Origin of the sequence: Campylobacter sp. CFSAN093226 (assembly GCF_012897595.1) — a bacterium.
In the GTDB taxonomy this organism is placed as follows: domain Bacteria; phylum Campylobacterota; class Campylobacteria; order Campylobacterales; family Campylobacteraceae; genus Campylobacter_D; species Campylobacter_D jejuni.
The window spans coordinates 70,944-87,622 of the sequence record NZ_CP040608.1 but is presented as its reverse complement, the minus strand read 5'-3'; the positions used below and the strand labels follow the sequence as shown (position 1 = coordinate 87,622).

The following is a 16,679-nucleotide window of genomic DNA, read 5'->3' as shown; positions in this document are numbered from 1 at the left end:
GAGAAAAATGATGAAAAAAGTGTATTTTTACGCCACATGCTTAGGAAGTACTGCTATGCAACAAAGCGTTTTAAATGCGATAAAACTTTTAAGGCGTGAGGGTATTGAAGTGATTTTCAAAAAAAATCAAACCTGTTGCGCCCAACCTTCTTTTAACTCAGGTTATTTCGATGAAAGTCGTGAGATCGCTTTATATAATGTAGATTTATTTGATAAAGATTATCCCATCGTTGTACCCAGTGGTTCTTGTGCGGGTATGATGAGTCATGACTATAAAGAGCTTTTTAAAAACAGGCCTGAATTTTCCAAAATAAAAACTTTTAGCTCTAGAGTGATAGAACTTTCACAATACCTTGATGAAGTTTTAAAAGTAGATTATGAAGATAAAGGTGTACCTATAAAAGTAACTTGGCATTCTAATTGCCATGCTTTAAGAGTGCAAAAAAGCATACAAGCGAGTAAAAATCTTATCAAAAAACTAAAAAACGTAGAATTAGTAGAACTTCAATACGAAGAAGAATGCTGTGGTTTTGGAGGAACCTTTTCAGTAAAAGAGCCTGAAATTTCAAATGCTATGGTAAGAAGCAAAATCAAAGATATACAAAATAGCGGTGCAAAATATCTCATCAGTGGTGATGGAGGTTGTCTTTTAAATATAGATGGCACAATGAAAAGAATGGGTTTGGATATAAAAGGCATACATTTATATGACTTTTTACTTAAACGCTTAGAAGGAGGGAGACTATGAGTCAAAAAATTCCTCACGAACAAATCGTTCAAATTAAACTCAATGACAAACAAATGCAAGAAAATTTAATGACTGCCATGCATACTTTGCAAAAAAATAGACTCAATGTTATTGATGCTAGATTTAAAGACTGGCAGGGCTTAAGAGCTAAAGCTAAGCAAGCTAAAAATAATGCCTTAATGAGCTTAGAAGAAAGACTTTTAGAATTTGAAAAAAATGCTACAAAAAATGGCATTAAGGTGCATTGGGCAAGTAGTGATGAAGATGCCTGTGAAATCGTCTATGAAATCATGAAAGAAAAAAATATCACCAAGCTTTTAAAAGGCAAGTCTATGGCAAGTGAAGAAATAGGCCTAAATCACTACCTAGAAAAAAAAGGTTTAAAAGCTATAGAAACCGATCTTGGAGAGCTTATTTTACAGCTTAATGAAGAACCCCCTTTACACATAGTTGTACCTGCCATACATAGAAACCGCCATGAAATCGGAGAAATTTTCAAAGAAAAATTAGGAGCAAATTTAGAAAACGATGAACCCGAAAGTTTAAATGCGGTGGCTAGAGAACATTTAAGAAAAGATTTTGAAGGCTTAAAACTTGGACTTAGTGGGGTCAATTTTGCCATGTCAAGAGAAGGAGCTTTTTGGCTTATAGAAAATGAAGGAAATGGTAGAATGTGCACTACAGCACCTGATATTCATATCGCACTTTGTGGTATAGAAAAAATCATGGAAAGCTTTGAAGATGCGGCTACTATGGTTTCTTTACTTACTCCTTCAGCCACAGGACAATTTATACCAACTTATAACAATATCATTACAGGTCCTAGAAAAAATGGAGATTTAGATGGTCCTAAAGAAGTACATGTGATTTTATTTGATCACAATCGCTCTAAAATGTTAGCTCATGAGGATTATTATGAGGCTTTGCGTTGTATTCGATGCGGGGCTTGTATGAATTTTTGCCCTGTTTATGATCAAATCGGCGGACATGCTTATCAAACCACTTATCCAGGACCTATAGGAGAAGTAATCAGTCCTAATATTTTTGGTATAGATCATACAGGAGATATTTTGAATTTCTGTTCACTTTGTGGGCGTTGTTCTGAAGTTTGTCCAGTCCAAATTCCTTTGGCTGATCTTATTCGCAAATTAAGATGTGATAAAATAGGACAAGGTAAAAATCCACCTTTAGGAGCAAATAATGTTCATCACAATGCCCTAGAAGCCTTTGCTTTTAAACAATTTAAAAATATCGCAACCAATGGCGATAAATGGCGTTTTTCACTTTCAAAAGCACATTATTTCAACTGGACGGTACAAAATTTCGCAAGCATTTTGCCTGTGATTAAAAAATGGTACGCTTTTAAAGAATTACCTCAAATTAAAATGGATCTTTATAAAGAAGTGCAAAAACTAGAAGGAGTAAGCTATGAGTAAAATCGATGAAATTTCAAGCAAAAGCAAAGCAAATATTTTAGAACATCTTAAAAAAGCTTACAAAGAAACAACTTTCACACGCATTGAAAGTATAGATCCTGTAGAACATATCCAGACAACCCAAGATATGCTTACAGAAATGAAGCAAAAAATGAGCGATAACAAATACATCGTTGAAAATGCTACAAAAGATACCTTAGAAGAAAAAATCAATGAAATTGTCGCAAAATATAGCTTTAAAAGTATGATTTATGGAGCGGATTTAAATTTAAATTTAGAACAAATCAAAGCAGAAAAAAAGATTTGCTTTGATAAAGAAATCGAAAATTTAAGATCTGAAGTTTTTCATAGTGATTTTTCCATCATTCACGCAAGAGCAGGGGTAAGCTCTCACGGAGTTGCACTTATACCTTCAAGTAAAACCCAACCTAGAATGCTAAGCCTTGCACCTAAACTTTGCATAGTATTGCTTAAAAAAGAAAATGTTGTTAAAAGTCTTAGCGAAGCTTTAAATTTAGTAAAAAAAGAAAATGAAATTTTACCTACTAATATCTTATTTATAGCAGGGCCTTCAAGAACAGCAGATATAGAACTTATCACTGTTTTTGGTGTTCATGGGCCACAAATTGCACATATTATTATTTACTGATTCTATACTAGAATCAGTAAGTCTTAATTTTTAATATTAATTATATATATTTTTTATATTATACAAATATAAATAAAATAAATAATTTCTAATTAATAATATTTTAATAAAATATTATGTAATATTTCACTCAAATATATTAAATTAATTTTAAATATAAAAATTAAAGAAGGTGCTTTTAGATAAATTAATTCCAACTTGGAATGAAAAATACAGTATTCATGACACAATGATTGACATTCAACACCAAAAACTTTGTGAACTTGCAAGCAAGGTTGAAAGTGCTGTTTATAAATTTGTAAAACGAGAAGAACTCAAAGAAATTTTAACAGAACTTTTTAACTATATGAAAGAACATTTTAGTAATGAAGAAGATTATATGCAAGAAATTCATTATCCTTATTTAAATGAACACAAAATCATGCATAAAATATCATTCGTGATATGTCTTATCTTATACAAAACATAAAAACCACTAATGATTTAAAAGAGAAGCTTTACACAGTTTCTAAAAAATGGCTTTTAGAACATATACTCTATAAAGATGTGAAAGTTGAACAATACAGAAGATCTTCTTTAACTTCTGAAGATGATGGGGAAGTAAGCTTTGAAGAAGTCAAAGAAGAAAAAGATGATGAAAATACAGTTTATCTTTATACATGCGAATGCGTAGAACAAATGCATGATGTACCATTTGGAATTCATCAAAAAATTCAACTTAAGGGCGTAAAATTTAAATGTAAAAAATGCAAAGAAGCCATACAGTTTTATAAAAAATATTCAGAAAATTTCTAATTAACTATTTATGCGTTAAAATAATAAATAAAGTATAAGTTAGACAAAGAAGGAAATTTAAGGATAAAAAAATAAAATATTTTATTTTGGATAAATTTGACTATTCCTATCCTATACTAACCAAAGATACAAAATGCTCATTTTGTGAAAATTTTTTCTCGATAGAATATAGCTCAAACTTAAAAACAATAGAAAAAGAATGTCCATTTTACAATAATAAAATGGACATTAAGCTTAAAGACTAAGCCTTAGTTTTACTTACAATATTAATAATATTTGAAGCTACTTCATCAGCAAGTTCTAAATGAGAAGTAAAACCTACACAAGAACAATTAATCTCGCCTAAAACATATTTATCATTGCCCTTTTCATCAGTATCTAAAATAAAATCAGCCGTCCAAATCAATGGTAAGTCGTAATTGCCTAATTTTTCCCTTACCTTAGGAAGCTCGCCTAAAAACATATCCACCAAAGTTTTCCAATCTTCTGGCTTATCATAGCGATATTTTGCCCCACTAAAAAGCGTAGCAGAAAAAGCATCAGCATCTTCGGCTGGTTTTTTATGCACTACATTTACAGGGGTGTTATAAAGCATTAAAAGTCTGATTTCACCTTCTTTAATGCGCGGTAAAAAAGTCATATCCACAAGCATACCATTATCACCTATGATATATTGCTCGCAAAAATCCATAAATTCCCCAAGCTCTCTATGTTCTACATGATTATCCTTAGCTTCTGTACATTTGATTTTTGTGTTTAAAGGCAAACTATCTCCACTAACATTACCCTCTACACTCACACGCCAAATTCCCTCTCCTGTAGAGCCACGATTTTGTTTTAAAACCCTTTCACCTTTAGCCAAACTTTTTGGAAAATTTTCTTTAAAAGTCTTAATATCATAGTAAGCATAAGTATCGCTTGGAACAAGATCAGTATCTGCTAATTTTGTAAGTGCATCTTTAGCACCATAACCTATCATAGCATCAGGATGAGGCATACCTACAAGCTTATCGGCACAAAGTTTTCTTAACATATCAAAATACTCATTTTCTTCTTTAAGATTGCCAGGATTGATGCGAGAAACATAACCATCAAAATTTTCTTTCACATATTTGTAAATTTCATCTTTTTTACCCACTTCAAAAAAAATCACCTCAGCATTCCAACCCTTAGCTTTTAAGGCATTTACCATAGGCATGGTATCTTTTCTATAGCCATCTTCACCTTTATCACTCCCACCTTTAACTTCGAAAAAAACAATATTTTTTTTCATTATTTTACTCCTTATCTAAGATATAAATAATTATTGCATAAAAATATTACAAAAATTAAATAAAAATATTTATATATTTTATCTAGCGTTTATAAAACTGCTATTAGTTTTATAAGCGATTTCGATTAAGCTTTTACTTATCAAGCTTGATGTTTGTCCTTCTAGGCGGTTAAGAAATTTATCAATCTTATCTTCTTCTTTCCAAACAGGATTTGAAACATTAGCAAGTTTTTCAAGCTCCTTTTTAGCATTTTCATAATTACTAAGCTCATCTATAAGACCAAGCTCCTTAGCCTTGGCAGCTAAAAACACTCTTGCATTTGCCCATTGATCTTTTTTGTTAAGATCTAATGCTCTTTCCTTGGCAACAAAACCTGTAAAAAGATCATAACTTTGATCAATTAAACCCTGTAAAAAATTTCTTTCATTCTCATTCCAAGCTCTTGCAAAAGTTCCAGCACTTTTAAATTCACCCGCTTGAATAGTTTGTTCTTTAATACCGAGTTTATTAGCCAATCCGCTTAAATCAGCTCCTTGCATAATCACACCGATAGAGCCTATAAAACTTGCCGGATTGGCTAAAATTTTATTTGCTCCAACTCCTGCTAAATAACTTCCACTTGCCATAGTTCCGCTTGCATAAACAAGCACAGGCTTTTTAATTTTTAAATCCTTTATAGCTAGAGCTAGTTCCATGCTAGGAGCAAAAGCTCCACCAGGAGAGTCTATAACAAAAAGCACTCCTTTGATATTGCTATCATTTTTAGCATTGATAATTTTTTCCAAAACCGCAGAGCTGTCAAAAATTTCACCCTTTAAATCAATGCGTTCTAAATTTGCAAGATTAGAGCTTGAATTTGCACTAGGTATTAAAATCCATATAACAATCAACAATAAAACAAAGGTTTTAAAATAAGTATTGATAAATTTTATACCGCATCCTAAAGCCTTAAAAAATGATTTTAAAATTTGCATTCTTTTCCTTTTATAAATAATTTATCCACTTCCTTAGCATTTAAAATAAACTGCAAAGGAGCTTGCTTTTTATCACATTCTCCTAGCTCAAATACGTTAAAATCAGCAATTTTACCTTTTTTAAGCTCTCCTAAATTTAAATTTAAAGCCCTTGCAGGATAAAGTGTTACCATTTGCAAAAGCTTAGAGGCTAACTCTAATAAATCAAAATTCTTATGTATAAGCAAATTCGCGCGCATTTCATCAAGTAAAGACAATGAAATATTTGAGCTAAGTCCATCGGTTCCTAAATGGATATTTAATCCACTTTTTAAAGCCGTTTTTAAATCTAAGCTTTTTTGACTTAAAAGGCGATTTGAAAATGCACAATGTGTAATAGAATGTAAATTTTTATCTAACCATTCATATTCTTTTAGATAAACACAATGCGTAAAAAGAGTCCTTACTCCTTTAAAAAGTTTAACAAAATCCTTTGGTGTATAAAGAGGCTTAGGATGAAGTGTGAAATTTTCAAGCCATTTTTTAAAACCCCCTTTAGACTCTCTAAGCCAGATATTTTCAGCCTTACTTTCTAAAAAATGCGTACTAGCTAGTAAATTTTGCTTTTTAGCTAAATCAAGAGCAAAATGAGCCAAACTAGGATGAGTTGAATAAGGAGAATGAATCGAAATTGCCGGGATAAAAAAATCATTTTTAAATTTCAAAGAATTTTCAAATCTTTTTAAAAATTCTTGTTTTTTATCTTCAACTTGATTTTCATTTGTACCCAAAATTTCATTAAAAAATACTATACGCATACCCTTGTGACTAGCCTTTAAGCAAGGATCTAAATCACTCCCAAAACTTGAAATTTCACCTATAGTGCCTATACCACTTTTTTGCATTTTTTTAATGCTTTGAAGTATTAATTCTTCTTTGGCCTGTGCATTTAATATGGAACGAGAATTTATAACACTTTTAAGCCAAATTAAAAATTCTCCAAAATGTAAAGTTGTTGAATTTGCACTAAATTCTAAATGTGTGTGAGGATTTATAAAAGCAGGTAAAATAACCGAATTTTTAGGTGTTTTGATGATTTTAGCCTTAGGATATTTTTTTTTTAAATTATCCAATTCACCCAATTCTAAAATTTTATCTTCAAAAACAAAGGCTTGATTTTCTAGTATTGTAAAATCTTCATCGCATAAAAAAAGATATCTTGCAGCAACTATAAACACGATTTTCCTTTCAAAAATTACATTGTAGCAAAAATTTATTTTTAAAATGTTATAATAAAAGGTTAAAAATAAATTTTTAAGGTTAAATCCATGAAAATAATGATTATCCAAGGCCCAAATGTTAATATGCTTGGCGTAAGAGAAGTGGGAATTTATGGTGCTATGAAAATGGAAGAAATTCATGAGCAAATGAAACTTGCAGCATCGCAAAACAATGTAGAACTTGACTTTTTCCAAAGTAATTTTGAAGGTGAAATCGTAGATAAAATTCAAGAATGCCTTGGAACAGTTGATGGAATTATTATCAATGCAGCAGGCTATACTCATACTTCAGTAGCTATTCGCGATGCTATTGCAGCAGTAGCTTTGCCTACAATTGAAGTACATATTAGCAATGTTTATCGCAGAGAAGAATTTCGTCAAAAAAGTCTTATAGCGCCTGTATGTTCTGGAACTATTGTTGGTTTTGGTCCTTTTGGCTATCACTTGGCTTTAATGGGTATAATTCAAATTTGCGAACAAATAAAAAATTTGCGCGCAATGCAACAAGCACAACAAACGAATAAATAATAATGCTAAAAATTCAAGGAGTAAAACACTTTGAAAAAAGTCGTTTTTTTCCTTTTTTTAGTCAAAATATACGATCTTTTAAATATTTAGCTCTTATAGGCTTAGGAAGCAATATAGAACCCGAAAAAAAAAGATTTGATATGCTTTTTCGAGTAATGATGGATGATAAAAGATTTAAAATTTTATCCACATCTCCTATGTTGATAAATGAAGCCTTTGGTTTTAAAGAGCAAAAAGATTTTACCAATGCTGTTATGTTGATACAAACTAATTTGCATGCACGAGCACTTTTGAAAGTTTTACTTTACTATGAAGTAAAATTTAAACGCAAGAGAACTTTCAAAAACGCTCCTAGAACGCTTGATTTAGATCTTTTATACTTTTCACAAAAAGTCAAGCGTGATAAGTGGTGTGAGGTGCCTCATAAAGGGGCTAAAGAAAGAGTGAGTGTAATTTTGCCTTTAGGCATGATATAAGGAATATAAATGGGACAACTTATACATACTTTTACCGTTGAAGATACAGAACAAATTATACCCAAAGTAAAAGAAGATTACGGAGATAAAGCTTTAATTATAACAAATAAACAAATTCGTCCTAAAACCTTAAATCGCAGTGCGCTTTATGAGGTTATGGTAGCCATAGAAGAAAGCGACTATGAAGAACACTTAAAAAAACAAGGAAAATCTTTACCTGCAAAAAAAAGCTCGCCAAAACCATCCTCTACCTCTCTTGCAGAAGAAAAAATTAGATCTCAAATCCCTCAAGAAGATGAAGATGTAGTCTTGGATTTCTCAAACACTCGCTTAAATACAAATTTAAACACTGTAAAAAACAATGACTTAGCTAAAAAAACCTATCAAGATTTTCCACAAAACAAAATCAACCCTCATCAAAATAAGACTCTAGGCTTTGATGATTTCAAAGAAAAACTAAGTGAAGTTAGCAATGAAATTTCTAAAGTCACAAACACACCTTTAGAAAATTACACCCCTAATCCAAATTATAATAAAAAAATAGAAAATTTTGAAAAGCAATTTGAAAAACAAATCAACAAGCTTAATGATAAAATAGATCTTCTTGCAGATATGATGTGGGACGATAAAGCTGAAGCTAGAAAAAATCTTATGATACCTCCTGAATTTGCAAGTATTTATAAACAAGCCAAAGAAAGTGGAATGCTTGAAAATCATCTAGAAGCGATTATGAAAGCAACTATAGAAAATATGCCAGCTGCTATGAAAACCAACAAAGATGCGGTTCAAAGATATTTTCACTCACTTTTAAGAAATATCTTGCCTTGTCGTGTTGAAAGCGATATAAAAAAACAAAAAATCATGATGCTAGTAGGCCCAACAGGAGTCGGAAAAACAACAACCTTAGCTAAGTTAGCTTTTCGCTATGCTTATGGAGATAAGCGTTATAAAACAGGTATTATTACGCTTGATACTTATAGAATCGGTGCAGTTGAGCAACTTTTTCAGTATGCAAAAATGATGAAACTTCCTATTATTGATAGCATAGAACCAAAGGATTTAGATGAAGCGATAAAAAGCTTAAATAATTGCGAAGTAATTTTAGTTGATACTATAGGAAATTCACAATACGATCAAAGCAAACTTGCTAAAACTAAAGAATTTTTAATGCACTCAAATGCAGAAATTGATGTAAATTTAGTGGTTTCTGCAAACACCAAACATGAAGATTTAATGGAAATTTATAAAAATTTTTCATTCTTAAATATTGATACTTTGATTATTACTAAATTTGATGAAACAAAGGTTTTTGGAAATATCTTCTCTCTTGTTTATGAAACAAATATTCCTCTAAGCTTTTTCTCTATAGGACAAGAAGTGCCAGATGATTTAGAAGTAGCCAATAGTGATTTTCTAGTTCATTGTATTTTAGAAGGGTTTAACAAAGGAAAAAATAATGAATAACCAAGCAAATAAACTTCGCAATCTCATGAGTCAAAATGGAACCAAAAAATCCCAAAACACTCATTTTATAGCTATTACAAGTGGAAAAGGTGGCGTTGGAAAAAGTACGATTAGCGCGAATCTAGCCAATGTTTTAGCAAATAATGGCTATAAAGTTGGGCTTTTTGATGCTGATATTGGCTTGGCAAATTTGGATGTCATTTTAAATGTACGCATACAAAAAAATCTCTTGCATGTTTTACGCGGAGAATGCTCCTTGGAAGACATTTTAATAGAAGTTAAGCCAAATTTATGGCTCATCCCAGGCGAAAGTGGAGATGAGATTTTAAAATATAATGATAAAAATATTTACGAGAGATTTTTAAATCAAGCAAGTATTTTAGATGAACTTGATTTTCTTATTATCGACACAGGCGCGGGTATTGGTGGAAATATTTTAAATTTTTTAGAAATGGCTGATGAAGTTATAGTAGTAACTGTTCCTGATCCTGCAGCAATCACTGATGCGTATGCAACCATAAAAACAACTTCTAAGACAAAAGAAAATTTACTAATGCTCTTTAATGTTGTAAAAAATGAAAATGAAGCTTTAAAAGTTTTTGAAAATATTAAAAAAGTTGCAGATGCAAACATTAAAAATCCTTTAAATTTAGAATTCTTAGGTCATTTAAGCGCTTCTAAAGATGTAAGTGGTAGTATTAAAAAAAGAACTTTATTTAGCGATGAAAACACAGCCTCAAGTGATGAGATTAAAGCCCTAGCTTCCAAGCTTTTATATAGATTGGAACGGAAAGTGCTTGATAATGTTTCAAATCGTAGTTTTTCAAGTTTTTTTAGAAAAATTATTGAAAGATTTTAGCAATAAAGAGAAGAGATTATGAGGCCAGAAAATTACGTAGCATTTTTCACTGTTTGTGGATTTTTTATAGGACTTGCATTTAGCATTATTAGTATAGATGAAGCCTTTGATATACTGATTTTTACTTGTTTTATTACTTTTATGTTTTATGTTTTTGTTCATATTGCTATTATGAATTTTATAGATGTAAAGAAAATTAGTGGCAGAATCTTTAATAAACACGATTATGAAAAAACTAGCAATAATATTATCAACGATTTAGTTATTCGTGAAAAGAAAATGGATATAATTTTAGAAAAGCTCAATGAAGAAAGAGAAGAGCTAAAGAAAAATGAATTCAAAGAAAGACGAAGAAATGCTAAAAGAGCCGCCTAAAGCTTATGCACAAATGCTAAAGAAAGAGCAAGATGAGCTTGTGCTTTCTTACATGCCAGCTCTGCGTGCTATGGCTTTTAGACTAAAAGAACGCTTGCCTTCAAGTATAGATGTTAATGATCTTATTAGCATAGGCGTTGAAGAAATGATAAAGCTTTCACGCCGTTACGATAAAGAACAAAATGATAACTTCTGGGGTTTTGCAAGAAAAAGAGTTAACGGCTCTATGCTTGATTATCTTAGAAGTCTTGATGTAATGAGTCGAAATAATCGTAAAATTATTAAAGATATTGATGCAATCATGGATGAATATTTTTTAGAACATGAATGCGAACCTGATGATGAGTATCTAGCCAAAAAACTTGATTTAGATGTAGAAAAAATCAAAGAAGTAAGAACAGCTCATGCTATTAGCTATACCCTGCCCATTGATGAGCAAATCGAACTTTATAATGAAGACAATACTTTAGAAAAAATTGAAAAAGAAGAACTTTTAGAAAAAATTCACGAAGTGCTAGATGATCTTAAAGAGCGCGATCAGTTAATTATTCAGCTTTATTATTATGAAGAATTAAGCCTAAAAGAAATCAGTGAAATTTTACAAATCAGTGAAAGCAGAATTTCACAAATTCACAAAAAACTTCTTAAAAAACTTAGAGAAAGGCTAGTGTAATGGCTGAGATACTCTCCCAAGAAGAAATTGATGCTCTACTTGAAGTTGTCGATGATAACACCGACACACCCATAGCCTCAAATTCAAAAGATGAAAAAGATGAAAGAAATATCGTTGTATATGATTTTAAGCGTCCCAACAGAGTTTCAAAAGAACAACTTAGGACGATTAAAGGCATACATGATAAATTAGCAAGAAATTTAGCCTCTCAAATTTCATCGATGATGAGAAGTATTGTTGAAACTAAACTTCATTCAGTCGATCAGATGACTTATGGAGAGTTTTTAATGTCTTTGCCAAGCCCAACAAGTTTTAATGTTTTTTCTATCAAACCTTTAGATGGAAACTGTGTTTTAGAAATCAATCCAAGCATAGCTTTTCCTATGATAGACAGGCTTTTAGGTGGTCAAGGCGATAGCTATGAAGCTTCGCGTGAGCTTACGGATATTGAGCTTAATTTACTTGATTCTATTTTGCGTATCATTATGCAAAGACTTAAAGAAAGCTGGGCTACCGTAACTGAAATTTATCCTAGTATAGAAGCTAAAGAATCAAGTCCAAATGTTGTGCAAATCGTATCTCAAAATGAGATTGTTATCATGGTAGTAATGGAAATCATCATAGGAAATTCAAGCGGAATGGTAAATATCTGCTATCCTGTAGTACATTTAGAAAGTATATTAAGCCGTTTAGCAAACCGTGATATTATGATGGGTGAAACCTCAGCCAAAAAATCACGTAACAAAGAGCTTAAAACTTTAATCGGTCGTGCTGAAGTGGTATATGAGGCAATTTTAGGAAAAACCTTAATTAATGTTCATGAATTTTTAGAACTTAAACAAGGCGATATTTTAAGGCTTGATAGAGAAGCAGACGATAAAGCTATAGTAAGTATCGATAAAAAAGATGTTTTCTTAGCACAAATTGGATTGCATCGTTTTAGAAAATCTATTAAAATTTTAGAACTTATACGCACAGATAAAGATGAAATCAAAGAAATTTTGGAAAAATACGAAGAAGAGCGTAAAGCTAAAGCCAGTGTTTATGATGAGCCTGAAGAGGAGGATGAAGAAATATGATCAATGATTTTTTAAAAATGTTTACAAATGAATGCATCAGCACCATTGAAGGTTTAACAGGAAAAAGTGCTGAATTTAGCGAATATAAAGAATTTGATGTCAATACAAGCGATACTTTAAAAGCACCTTTAGTGTATGCTATATTTAATATAGCAAATGGTGGAAAAATAGGAATTTTAGCTGGTGCTGTTTTAATGAGTGCTATTGGTGAATGGATGATGGGTGAAGAAGAGATCACCAAAAACGATAAACTAGGTCCTGATGAAATGGATGCAGCTAAAGAAGCCATCCAAAATATCATTTCAGCATTTTCTACAACCTTAGGAGCCCAAAAAGACATTCCAAAAATGGATTTTAGCATAGAATCTTGTGAATTTGTGCCTGAAAGCGTAGATTTTAAAGATTTTAAAAAATTATTTTTATATGATGTAAAAATAGGCGATTTAGAAGAACAAGTTTCTTTAGCCATGGATCAAACACTCCATAACATCCTAAGCGGGAAACCTGCTGAAACAGGAAATACAAGCACTGATTCTAATCACAATACTGAAGAAAAAGCGATAATGCTTAGCGAAGAGCTTAAAAATATCAATCTTATCATGGATGTGCGTTTGCCTGTTCGTGTGCGTATAGGCAATAAAAAAATGCTTTTAAAAGATGTTTTAACTATGGATATAGGCTCAGTTGTGGAGCTTAATCAACTTGCAAACGATCCGCTTGAAATTTTAATTGGGGATAAAAGAATTGCTTATGGCGAGGTAGTAATTGTCGATGGTAACTTCGGCGTTCAAATTACAGAAATTGGTTCTAAAAAAGAAAGATTAGAACAACTAAGATAAAAAGTTTTAGCCTACAAATTAAGAATAATAAATATAAACGAATTAAAACTAAAACAAACTAAAAGGGCTGAAATCAAAATGTAAAGATTTTGGAGTGTTTAACTTAAAAGGTTTTAGCTCTTTTTTAGGAGCAACAATTAAAGCATAACCACCTTTATTATATCTATCCCAAATACTAAAAAATTGACTTTTAGAACTTATATATTCTCCATGACTTGGATCAAGCACTTGTAAATAATTACCTTCATGATTGATAATTATAACAAAATGTGGAAAGCGTGGATCATCTTCAATTTTTACAAGCATTGGAATATTTACAAGTTTATCCAAGTTTTCTCTATTGATTTGATATGAATTGCTTTGAAAGTCTAGTTTTTTAACTGCATCGTTTAAATCTGCAAAGCTTACCATATCCGTATAAAGTTCTTGTCCGCTCATAATCTTTAAAAGTTCAAGTTCATCAAACTTTTTTTGATCATCAAGTATATTAAGTAAAGTTGCTAAAGATGAAGCACCACAAGATTGCTCATAAGTTTGTCTTATTACTCTTTCGTTTTTAATTTCTTGATAAGACTTAACTACCCATTCGGCTTTTGTACTCAAAGCAAGAATGGGTAAAAATAATAAAATTTTTAGAATTTTTTCCATAAGCTTATCCCAAATATGCTATCAGGAGAAGCAGAGCTTCCTCCAAAACTAGCATTAACAGAAACTGCGGTATCTGAATTAATGCTATAAGTAGAACCTAAACTTAAAGTTGGAATAGAACGCACTTCAGAATTTTGATAGCCATTGATTTTTTGTTTCATTTGAAATCTTTGCTCTGCTCCTAAATCTAAAGTAATTTTAGGACTTAGAATAATAGATAAATCCCCACCCACATAAATACTATTTCCATACTCTATTTTAAGGGTTTTAAATTTTCTTGATTGATTATAACCAAATCCTGTATAAATACTATAAAACAGGATCGCTATATCCCCTCAAACTAGCTTGTAAGCTTTGTGATTTCAGATAAAAGTTTTTGGTTTGATTGATTGCTTTTTCTCTTTGAACAACTGCAGTTTGAAAGGTAATTTGTGGAATTAAATCTGCAATGCTATCGCCTGTATAAATAAAACCTAGCCATAGATTATCAAATCCTATGCGATCTTTATGGGAATATGCATTTGTGAAAAAATTTGTATATTCTTGTCTTGCATAGCTTCCACCCCCTGAAATAAGTATGTCAAACTTAGGTGTTAGGGTATAAATGAAAGTTTGAGTTAAAAACACTTGCTTTGTATCATTCCAAATTGTAGGATCTCCGCCTATTGTTATATTAGGATAAAGAGAATACGAGTTTGCGTTTCCTGTGCTAAGTAAAGAAAAGCTTGCAATGCTTCTTAAGCCTATTTGCTTTTTAAATAAACTGTCTATATTTAGTTCATCGCTAGCAAAAACACAATTAACTAAAACCATAAATGTTAAGAAAATTTTTTTCATTGTCAATCCTTACATTTTAAATAATCAGCTCAAGTTAATTTTAAAATTTAATCCTTGATATTGAAAAGTTTATTATTCTAAATAAAGTATTTTAAAATCTTTAAATATTTTTACTTGCTTAATATAATTTAAGATAAAAATGAAAATTTATTACAAAAGCAAACAAACCGAGAATAAAATTTTAAGTATTTAAAGAAAATTCACTTAACTTTCAAAGCAAGATTAAACTTTTGCTAGAATAAGTCGATAGTAGTTTTAAAGAACTTACAAAAAGAATTTATGAAAGGATTTTCAATAAAAAAGATTTTTGCTTTATTAGCTTTAACTTCTTTACTGACTAGTTCTGTTTTTGCTGAGGATTTTTTAGCTAAACTCACAAAAGGTGCCTTAAGCGATACAAGCCCGGGTGTCAAAGAACTCAGCCTTGAAGAGATGAAAGAAGTGAAGGGTGGGTATATAACCTATTTAAAACGACTTAGTGATAATGAAGTTATAGCCTTTGCCAAACCTGATTGGAATTTGGAATTAACTTTATTTCAAGATAGTAACGGAGATCAATATTATTGGAATAGAGAAGGACTTGTTCGATTTGGTGGAATGTGCGGTATAGAAACTACAAATTGTTTGGTTAATGGTAAGCATTCCTATATCAATCAAAAAAGACTTTGGGAAACTATGAGTATAGTGGGCGATGACCCTTATCGTAACTTTCTTGGATATACTGTGAAAAGAAATATTGGTATTTCTAATTTAGGAAAAAGATTTGTGTATTTTTCTTATGGAGTGGCTGTAATCAACGAACAATCAGGTTCTTGGTATAGAGTAAAATCAAGTCCTGTTTTGAATAATTACAGAGTAGTTAAGGAAATCAGTTCAAACTATAAAGACTTTTTAGAAAGATATCTTGGTGGGTATTCTATCAAGTAAAGAGGAAAAACTAATGATAAATAGTCTAAACTCAAATTTAAACTATGATTATAACACTTCAAATTTTAAACAAGATAAAAATATTGATTTTAAAATCAACAAACACGGAGTAGCCGTTATAACAGGAGAAGGTGCTTTGCCTTATCGTGGAAAAAAATTTGAGTATAATCCTAAAATATTCGGACTTGATGAAAGTATTAGCAAAAAAGATATGCAAGAATTTAACAACTTTATGAAGTCAAATGCTTTAAAAGACCCCAATAAAATAGAAAAATCCCCTTTAAAAGATTTTAATCCTGCTTATACAAAATGGGACCCAACTACGGAGAAAATGATGTTAGGTTTTTTTGTTTCTTATTCTAAGATGTTTCATTTGGGCTACGACATCATCAAAAAAGCCGATGAATTTTATAAAGAATTTGACGCACTTATAAGTAAAGATTTAAGCTTAAATGAGTTTAAAACTAAATACATAGATTTTAAGCAAAGACACGATGAATTTGTGAAAGAATACGAAATGGCTATGGGTGATAAAATGTTGCTTTCTAGTGATGATGAAATTATCACTCAACAAAGTGAAAAACCCTTCAAAGCCATTCAAGGCGAAAGTAAAAACAAAGAAACTTACAAAGATGATAGCACAAGAAACGAACTTGTAAAAAAACTATTAGAAGGTAAATTTAGCACTAGTAAAGAATTAGAACTTCTTTTTGGTATGAAATTTAGTGATGATGATGCAGGAGAATTTAATAAAATCCTTTCTTTAAATTCTACACCAAAAAGTATAGATATTAAAGCTTAAGGATTTAAAAGTCTTTAAATTCCTAATCTTAATAAAA

The 16,679-nt window shown here is 30.9% G+C and carries 19 protein-coding genes and 1 pseudogene; 15 read left to right on the top strand and 5 right to left on the bottom strand.

Annotated elements, in window-relative coordinates; all coding sequences use genetic code 11:
- The first annotated feature begins 7 nt into the window (after nt 1-7).
- From FBF02_RS00380 to FBF02_RS08965, 5 genes are all read left to right on the top strand, one after another.
- The gene (locus tag FBF02_RS00380; protein ID WP_002851599.1) at nt 8-748 is read left to right on the top strand and encodes a (Fe-S)-binding protein; all 741 of its coding nucleotides are present in this window, start codon (nt 8-10) and stop codon (nt 746-748) included.
- Complete coding sequence (locus FBF02_RS00375) at nt 745-2,184, top strand: LutB/LldF family L-lactate oxidation iron-sulfur protein (RefSeq protein ID WP_002851925.1); 1,440 nt, start codon at nt 745-747, stop codon at nt 2,182-2,184. Before FBF02_RS00380 ends, FBF02_RS00375 begins: the two co-directional genes overlap by 4 nt.
- Nucleotides 2,177-2,833, top strand: coding sequence for a lactate utilization protein C (locus tag FBF02_RS00370; protein WP_002851721.1), 657 nt, complete (start codon nt 2,177-2,179; stop codon nt 2,831-2,833). The genes FBF02_RS00375 and FBF02_RS00370 overlap by 8 nt, the downstream gene beginning before the upstream one ends.
- A 172-nt stretch (nt 2,834-3,005) precedes the next feature.
- On the top strand, nt 3,006-3,302 hold the full coding sequence (locus tag FBF02_RS08970) for a hemerythrin domain-containing protein (protein ID WP_002864365.1): 297 nt from the start codon (nt 3,006-3,008) through the stop codon (nt 3,300-3,302).
- A complete protein-coding gene (locus tag FBF02_RS08965) occupies nt 3,278-3,628 on the top strand; it encodes a cation-binding protein (protein WP_002851815.1) in 351 nt (116 codons plus the stop codon). The genes FBF02_RS08970 and FBF02_RS08965 overlap by 25 nt, the downstream gene beginning before the upstream one ends.
- 241 nt (nt 3,629-3,869) lie before the next feature.
- Here FBF02_RS08965 and FBF02_RS00360 read toward each other — a convergent pair whose 3' ends face one another.
- From FBF02_RS00360 to FBF02_RS00350, 3 genes are all read right to left on the bottom strand, one after another.
- The gene (locus FBF02_RS00360; RefSeq protein WP_002851763.1) at nt 3,870-4,901 is read right to left on the bottom strand and encodes a Cj0069 family protein; all 1,032 of its coding nucleotides are present in this window, start codon (nt 4,899-4,901) and stop codon (nt 3,870-3,872) included.
- Nucleotides 4,902-4,979: 78 nt separating this feature from the next.
- Nucleotides 4,980-5,876, bottom strand: coding sequence for a signal peptide peptidase SppA (gene sppA / locus FBF02_RS00355; RefSeq protein WP_002851869.1), 897 nt, complete (start codon nt 5,874-5,876; stop codon nt 4,980-4,982).
- The gene (locus FBF02_RS00350; RefSeq protein ID WP_002851913.1) at nt 5,864-7,093 is read right to left on the bottom strand and encodes a metal-dependent hydrolase; all 1,230 of its coding nucleotides are present in this window, start codon (nt 7,091-7,093) and stop codon (nt 5,864-5,866) included. Before FBF02_RS00350 ends, sppA begins: the two co-directional genes overlap by 13 nt.
- Nucleotides 7,094-7,183: 90 nt before the next feature.
- Here FBF02_RS00350 and aroQ point away from each other — a divergent pair, with 90 nt between their 5' ends.
- From aroQ to fliY, 8 genes are read left to right on the top strand one after another with little or no spacing between them, the layout of a single operon-like run.
- Nucleotides 7,184-7,663 (top strand): type II 3-dehydroquinate dehydratase, encoded by a 480-nt coding sequence (gene aroQ, locus FBF02_RS00345; RefSeq protein ID WP_002852001.1) that lies wholly within the window; start codon nt 7,184-7,186, stop codon nt 7,661-7,663.
- Nucleotides 7,664-7,665: 2 nt separating this feature from the next.
- Nucleotides 7,666-8,139: a 2-amino-4-hydroxy-6-hydroxymethyldihydropteridine diphosphokinase gene (folK, locus tag FBF02_RS00340; RefSeq protein ID WP_002851803.1), complete on the top strand. Its 474-nt coding sequence runs from the start codon at nt 7,666-7,668 to the stop codon at nt 8,137-8,139.
- A gap of 9 nt (nt 8,140-8,148) precedes the next feature.
- Nucleotides 8,149-9,603 carry a flagellar biosynthesis protein FlhF gene (flhF, locus tag FBF02_RS00335; RefSeq protein ID WP_002851941.1) on the top strand — a complete coding sequence of 485 codons (1,455 nt, stop codon included), beginning with the start codon at nt 8,149-8,151 and terminating at the stop codon, nt 9,601-9,603.
- Nucleotides 9,596-10,462 (top strand): flagella biosynthesis ATPase FlhG, encoded by an 867-nt coding sequence (gene flhG, locus FBF02_RS00330; protein ID WP_002851985.1) that lies wholly within the window; start codon nt 9,596-9,598, stop codon nt 10,460-10,462. Before flhF ends, flhG begins: the two co-directional genes overlap by 8 nt.
- An 18-nt stretch (nt 10,463-10,480) precedes the next feature.
- Nucleotides 10,481-10,837 (top strand): membrane protein, encoded by a 357-nt coding sequence (locus FBF02_RS00325; RefSeq protein ID WP_002851727.1) that lies wholly within the window; start codon nt 10,481-10,483, stop codon nt 10,835-10,837.
- Entirely contained in the window at nt 10,818-11,510 is a 693-nt protein-coding gene (locus tag FBF02_RS00320; RefSeq protein ID WP_002851943.1) for an RNA polymerase sigma factor FliA, read from the top strand. Before FBF02_RS00325 ends, FBF02_RS00320 begins: the two co-directional genes overlap by 20 nt.
- Nucleotides 11,510-12,589 (top strand): flagellar motor switch protein FliM, encoded by a 1,080-nt coding sequence (fliM, locus tag FBF02_RS00315; protein WP_002851710.1) that lies wholly within the window; start codon nt 11,510-11,512, stop codon nt 12,587-12,589. The genes FBF02_RS00320 and fliM overlap by 1 nt, the downstream gene beginning before the upstream one ends.
- Nucleotides 12,586-13,428 (top strand): flagellar motor switch protein FliY, encoded by an 843-nt coding sequence (fliY, locus tag FBF02_RS00310; protein ID WP_002858804.1) that lies wholly within the window; start codon nt 12,586-12,588, stop codon nt 13,426-13,428. The genes fliM and fliY overlap by 4 nt, the downstream gene beginning before the upstream one ends.
- Nucleotides 13,429-13,476: 48 nt before the next feature.
- On the opposite strand, the gene FBF02_RS00305 is transcribed toward fliY, so the two are convergent.
- Nucleotides 13,477-14,076 (bottom strand): C39 family peptidase, encoded by a 600-nt coding sequence (locus FBF02_RS00305; RefSeq protein ID WP_002858829.1) that lies wholly within the window; start codon nt 14,074-14,076, stop codon nt 13,477-13,479.
- Nucleotides 14,061-14,913, bottom strand: a pseudogene (locus tag FBF02_RS00300) (hypothetical protein). Before FBF02_RS00300 ends, FBF02_RS00305 begins: the two are co-directional and overlap by 16 nt.
- A gap of 279 nt (nt 14,914-15,192) precedes the next feature.
- Here FBF02_RS00300 and FBF02_RS00295 point away from each other — a divergent pair.
- Together FBF02_RS00295 and FBF02_RS00290 are read left to right on the top strand one after the other, a co-directional pair.
- Entirely contained in the window at nt 15,193-15,840 is a 648-nt protein-coding gene (locus FBF02_RS00295; RefSeq protein ID WP_002858832.1) for a hypothetical protein, read from the top strand.
- Nucleotides 15,841-15,853: 13 nt separating this feature from the next.
- A complete protein-coding gene (locus FBF02_RS00290) occupies nt 15,854-16,642 on the top strand; it encodes a hypothetical protein (RefSeq protein ID WP_002858816.1) in 789 nt (262 codons plus the stop codon).
- Nucleotides 16,643-16,679: the final 37 nt, after the last annotated feature.

Excerpts from the sequence above, each read along its gene's own strand:
- sppA (WP_002851869.1), bottom strand. The coding sequence starts at position 5,876 with ATGCAAATTTTAAAATCATTTTTTAAGGCTTTAGGATGCGGTATAAAA.
- FBF02_RS00290 (WP_002858816.1), top strand. The coding sequence starts at position 15,854 with ATGATAAATAGTCTAAACTCAAATTTAAACTATGATTATAACACTTCA.
- FBF02_RS00305 (WP_002858829.1), bottom strand. The coding sequence starts at position 14,076 with ATGGAAAAAATTCTAAAAATTTTATTATTTTTACCCATTCTTGCTTTG.
- FBF02_RS00295 (WP_002858832.1), top strand. The coding sequence starts at position 15,193 with ATGAAAGGATTTTCAATAAAAAAGATTTTTGCTTTATTAGCTTTAACT.
- fliY (WP_002858804.1), top strand. The coding sequence starts at position 12,586 with ATGATCAATGATTTTTTAAAAATGTTTACAAATGAATGCATCAGCACC.
- fliM (WP_002851710.1), top strand. The coding sequence starts at position 11,510 with ATGGCTGAGATACTCTCCCAAGAAGAAATTGATGCTCTACTTGAAGTT.
- aroQ (WP_002852001.1), top strand. The coding sequence starts at position 7,184 with ATGAAAATAATGATTATCCAAGGCCCAAATGTTAATATGCTTGGCGTA.
- FBF02_RS00325 (WP_002851727.1), top strand. The coding sequence starts at position 10,481 with ATGAGGCCAGAAAATTACGTAGCATTTTTCACTGTTTGTGGATTTTTT.
- FBF02_RS00320 (WP_002851943.1), top strand. The coding sequence starts at position 10,818 with ATGCTAAAAGAGCCGCCTAAAGCTTATGCACAAATGCTAAAGAAAGAG.
- FBF02_RS00360 (WP_002851763.1), bottom strand. The coding sequence starts at position 4,901 with ATGAAAAAAAATATTGTTTTTTTCGAAGTTAAAGGTGGGAGTGATAAA.
- flhF (WP_002851941.1), top strand. The coding sequence starts at position 8,149 with ATGGGACAACTTATACATACTTTTACCGTTGAAGATACAGAACAAATT.
- folK (WP_002851803.1), top strand. The coding sequence starts at position 7,666 with ATGCTAAAAATTCAAGGAGTAAAACACTTTGAAAAAAGTCGTTTTTTT.
- FBF02_RS00375 (WP_002851925.1), top strand. The coding sequence starts at position 745 with ATGAGTCAAAAAATTCCTCACGAACAAATCGTTCAAATTAAACTCAAT.
- FBF02_RS00380 (WP_002851599.1), top strand. The coding sequence starts at position 8 with ATGATGAAAAAAGTGTATTTTTACGCCACATGCTTAGGAAGTACTGCT.
- flhG (WP_002851985.1), top strand. The coding sequence starts at position 9,596 with ATGAATAACCAAGCAAATAAACTTCGCAATCTCATGAGTCAAAATGGA.
- FBF02_RS00370 (WP_002851721.1), top strand. The coding sequence starts at position 2,177 with ATGAGTAAAATCGATGAAATTTCAAGCAAAAGCAAAGCAAATATTTTA.
- FBF02_RS08965 (WP_002851815.1), top strand. The coding sequence starts at position 3,278 with ATGTCTTATCTTATACAAAACATAAAAACCACTAATGATTTAAAAGAG.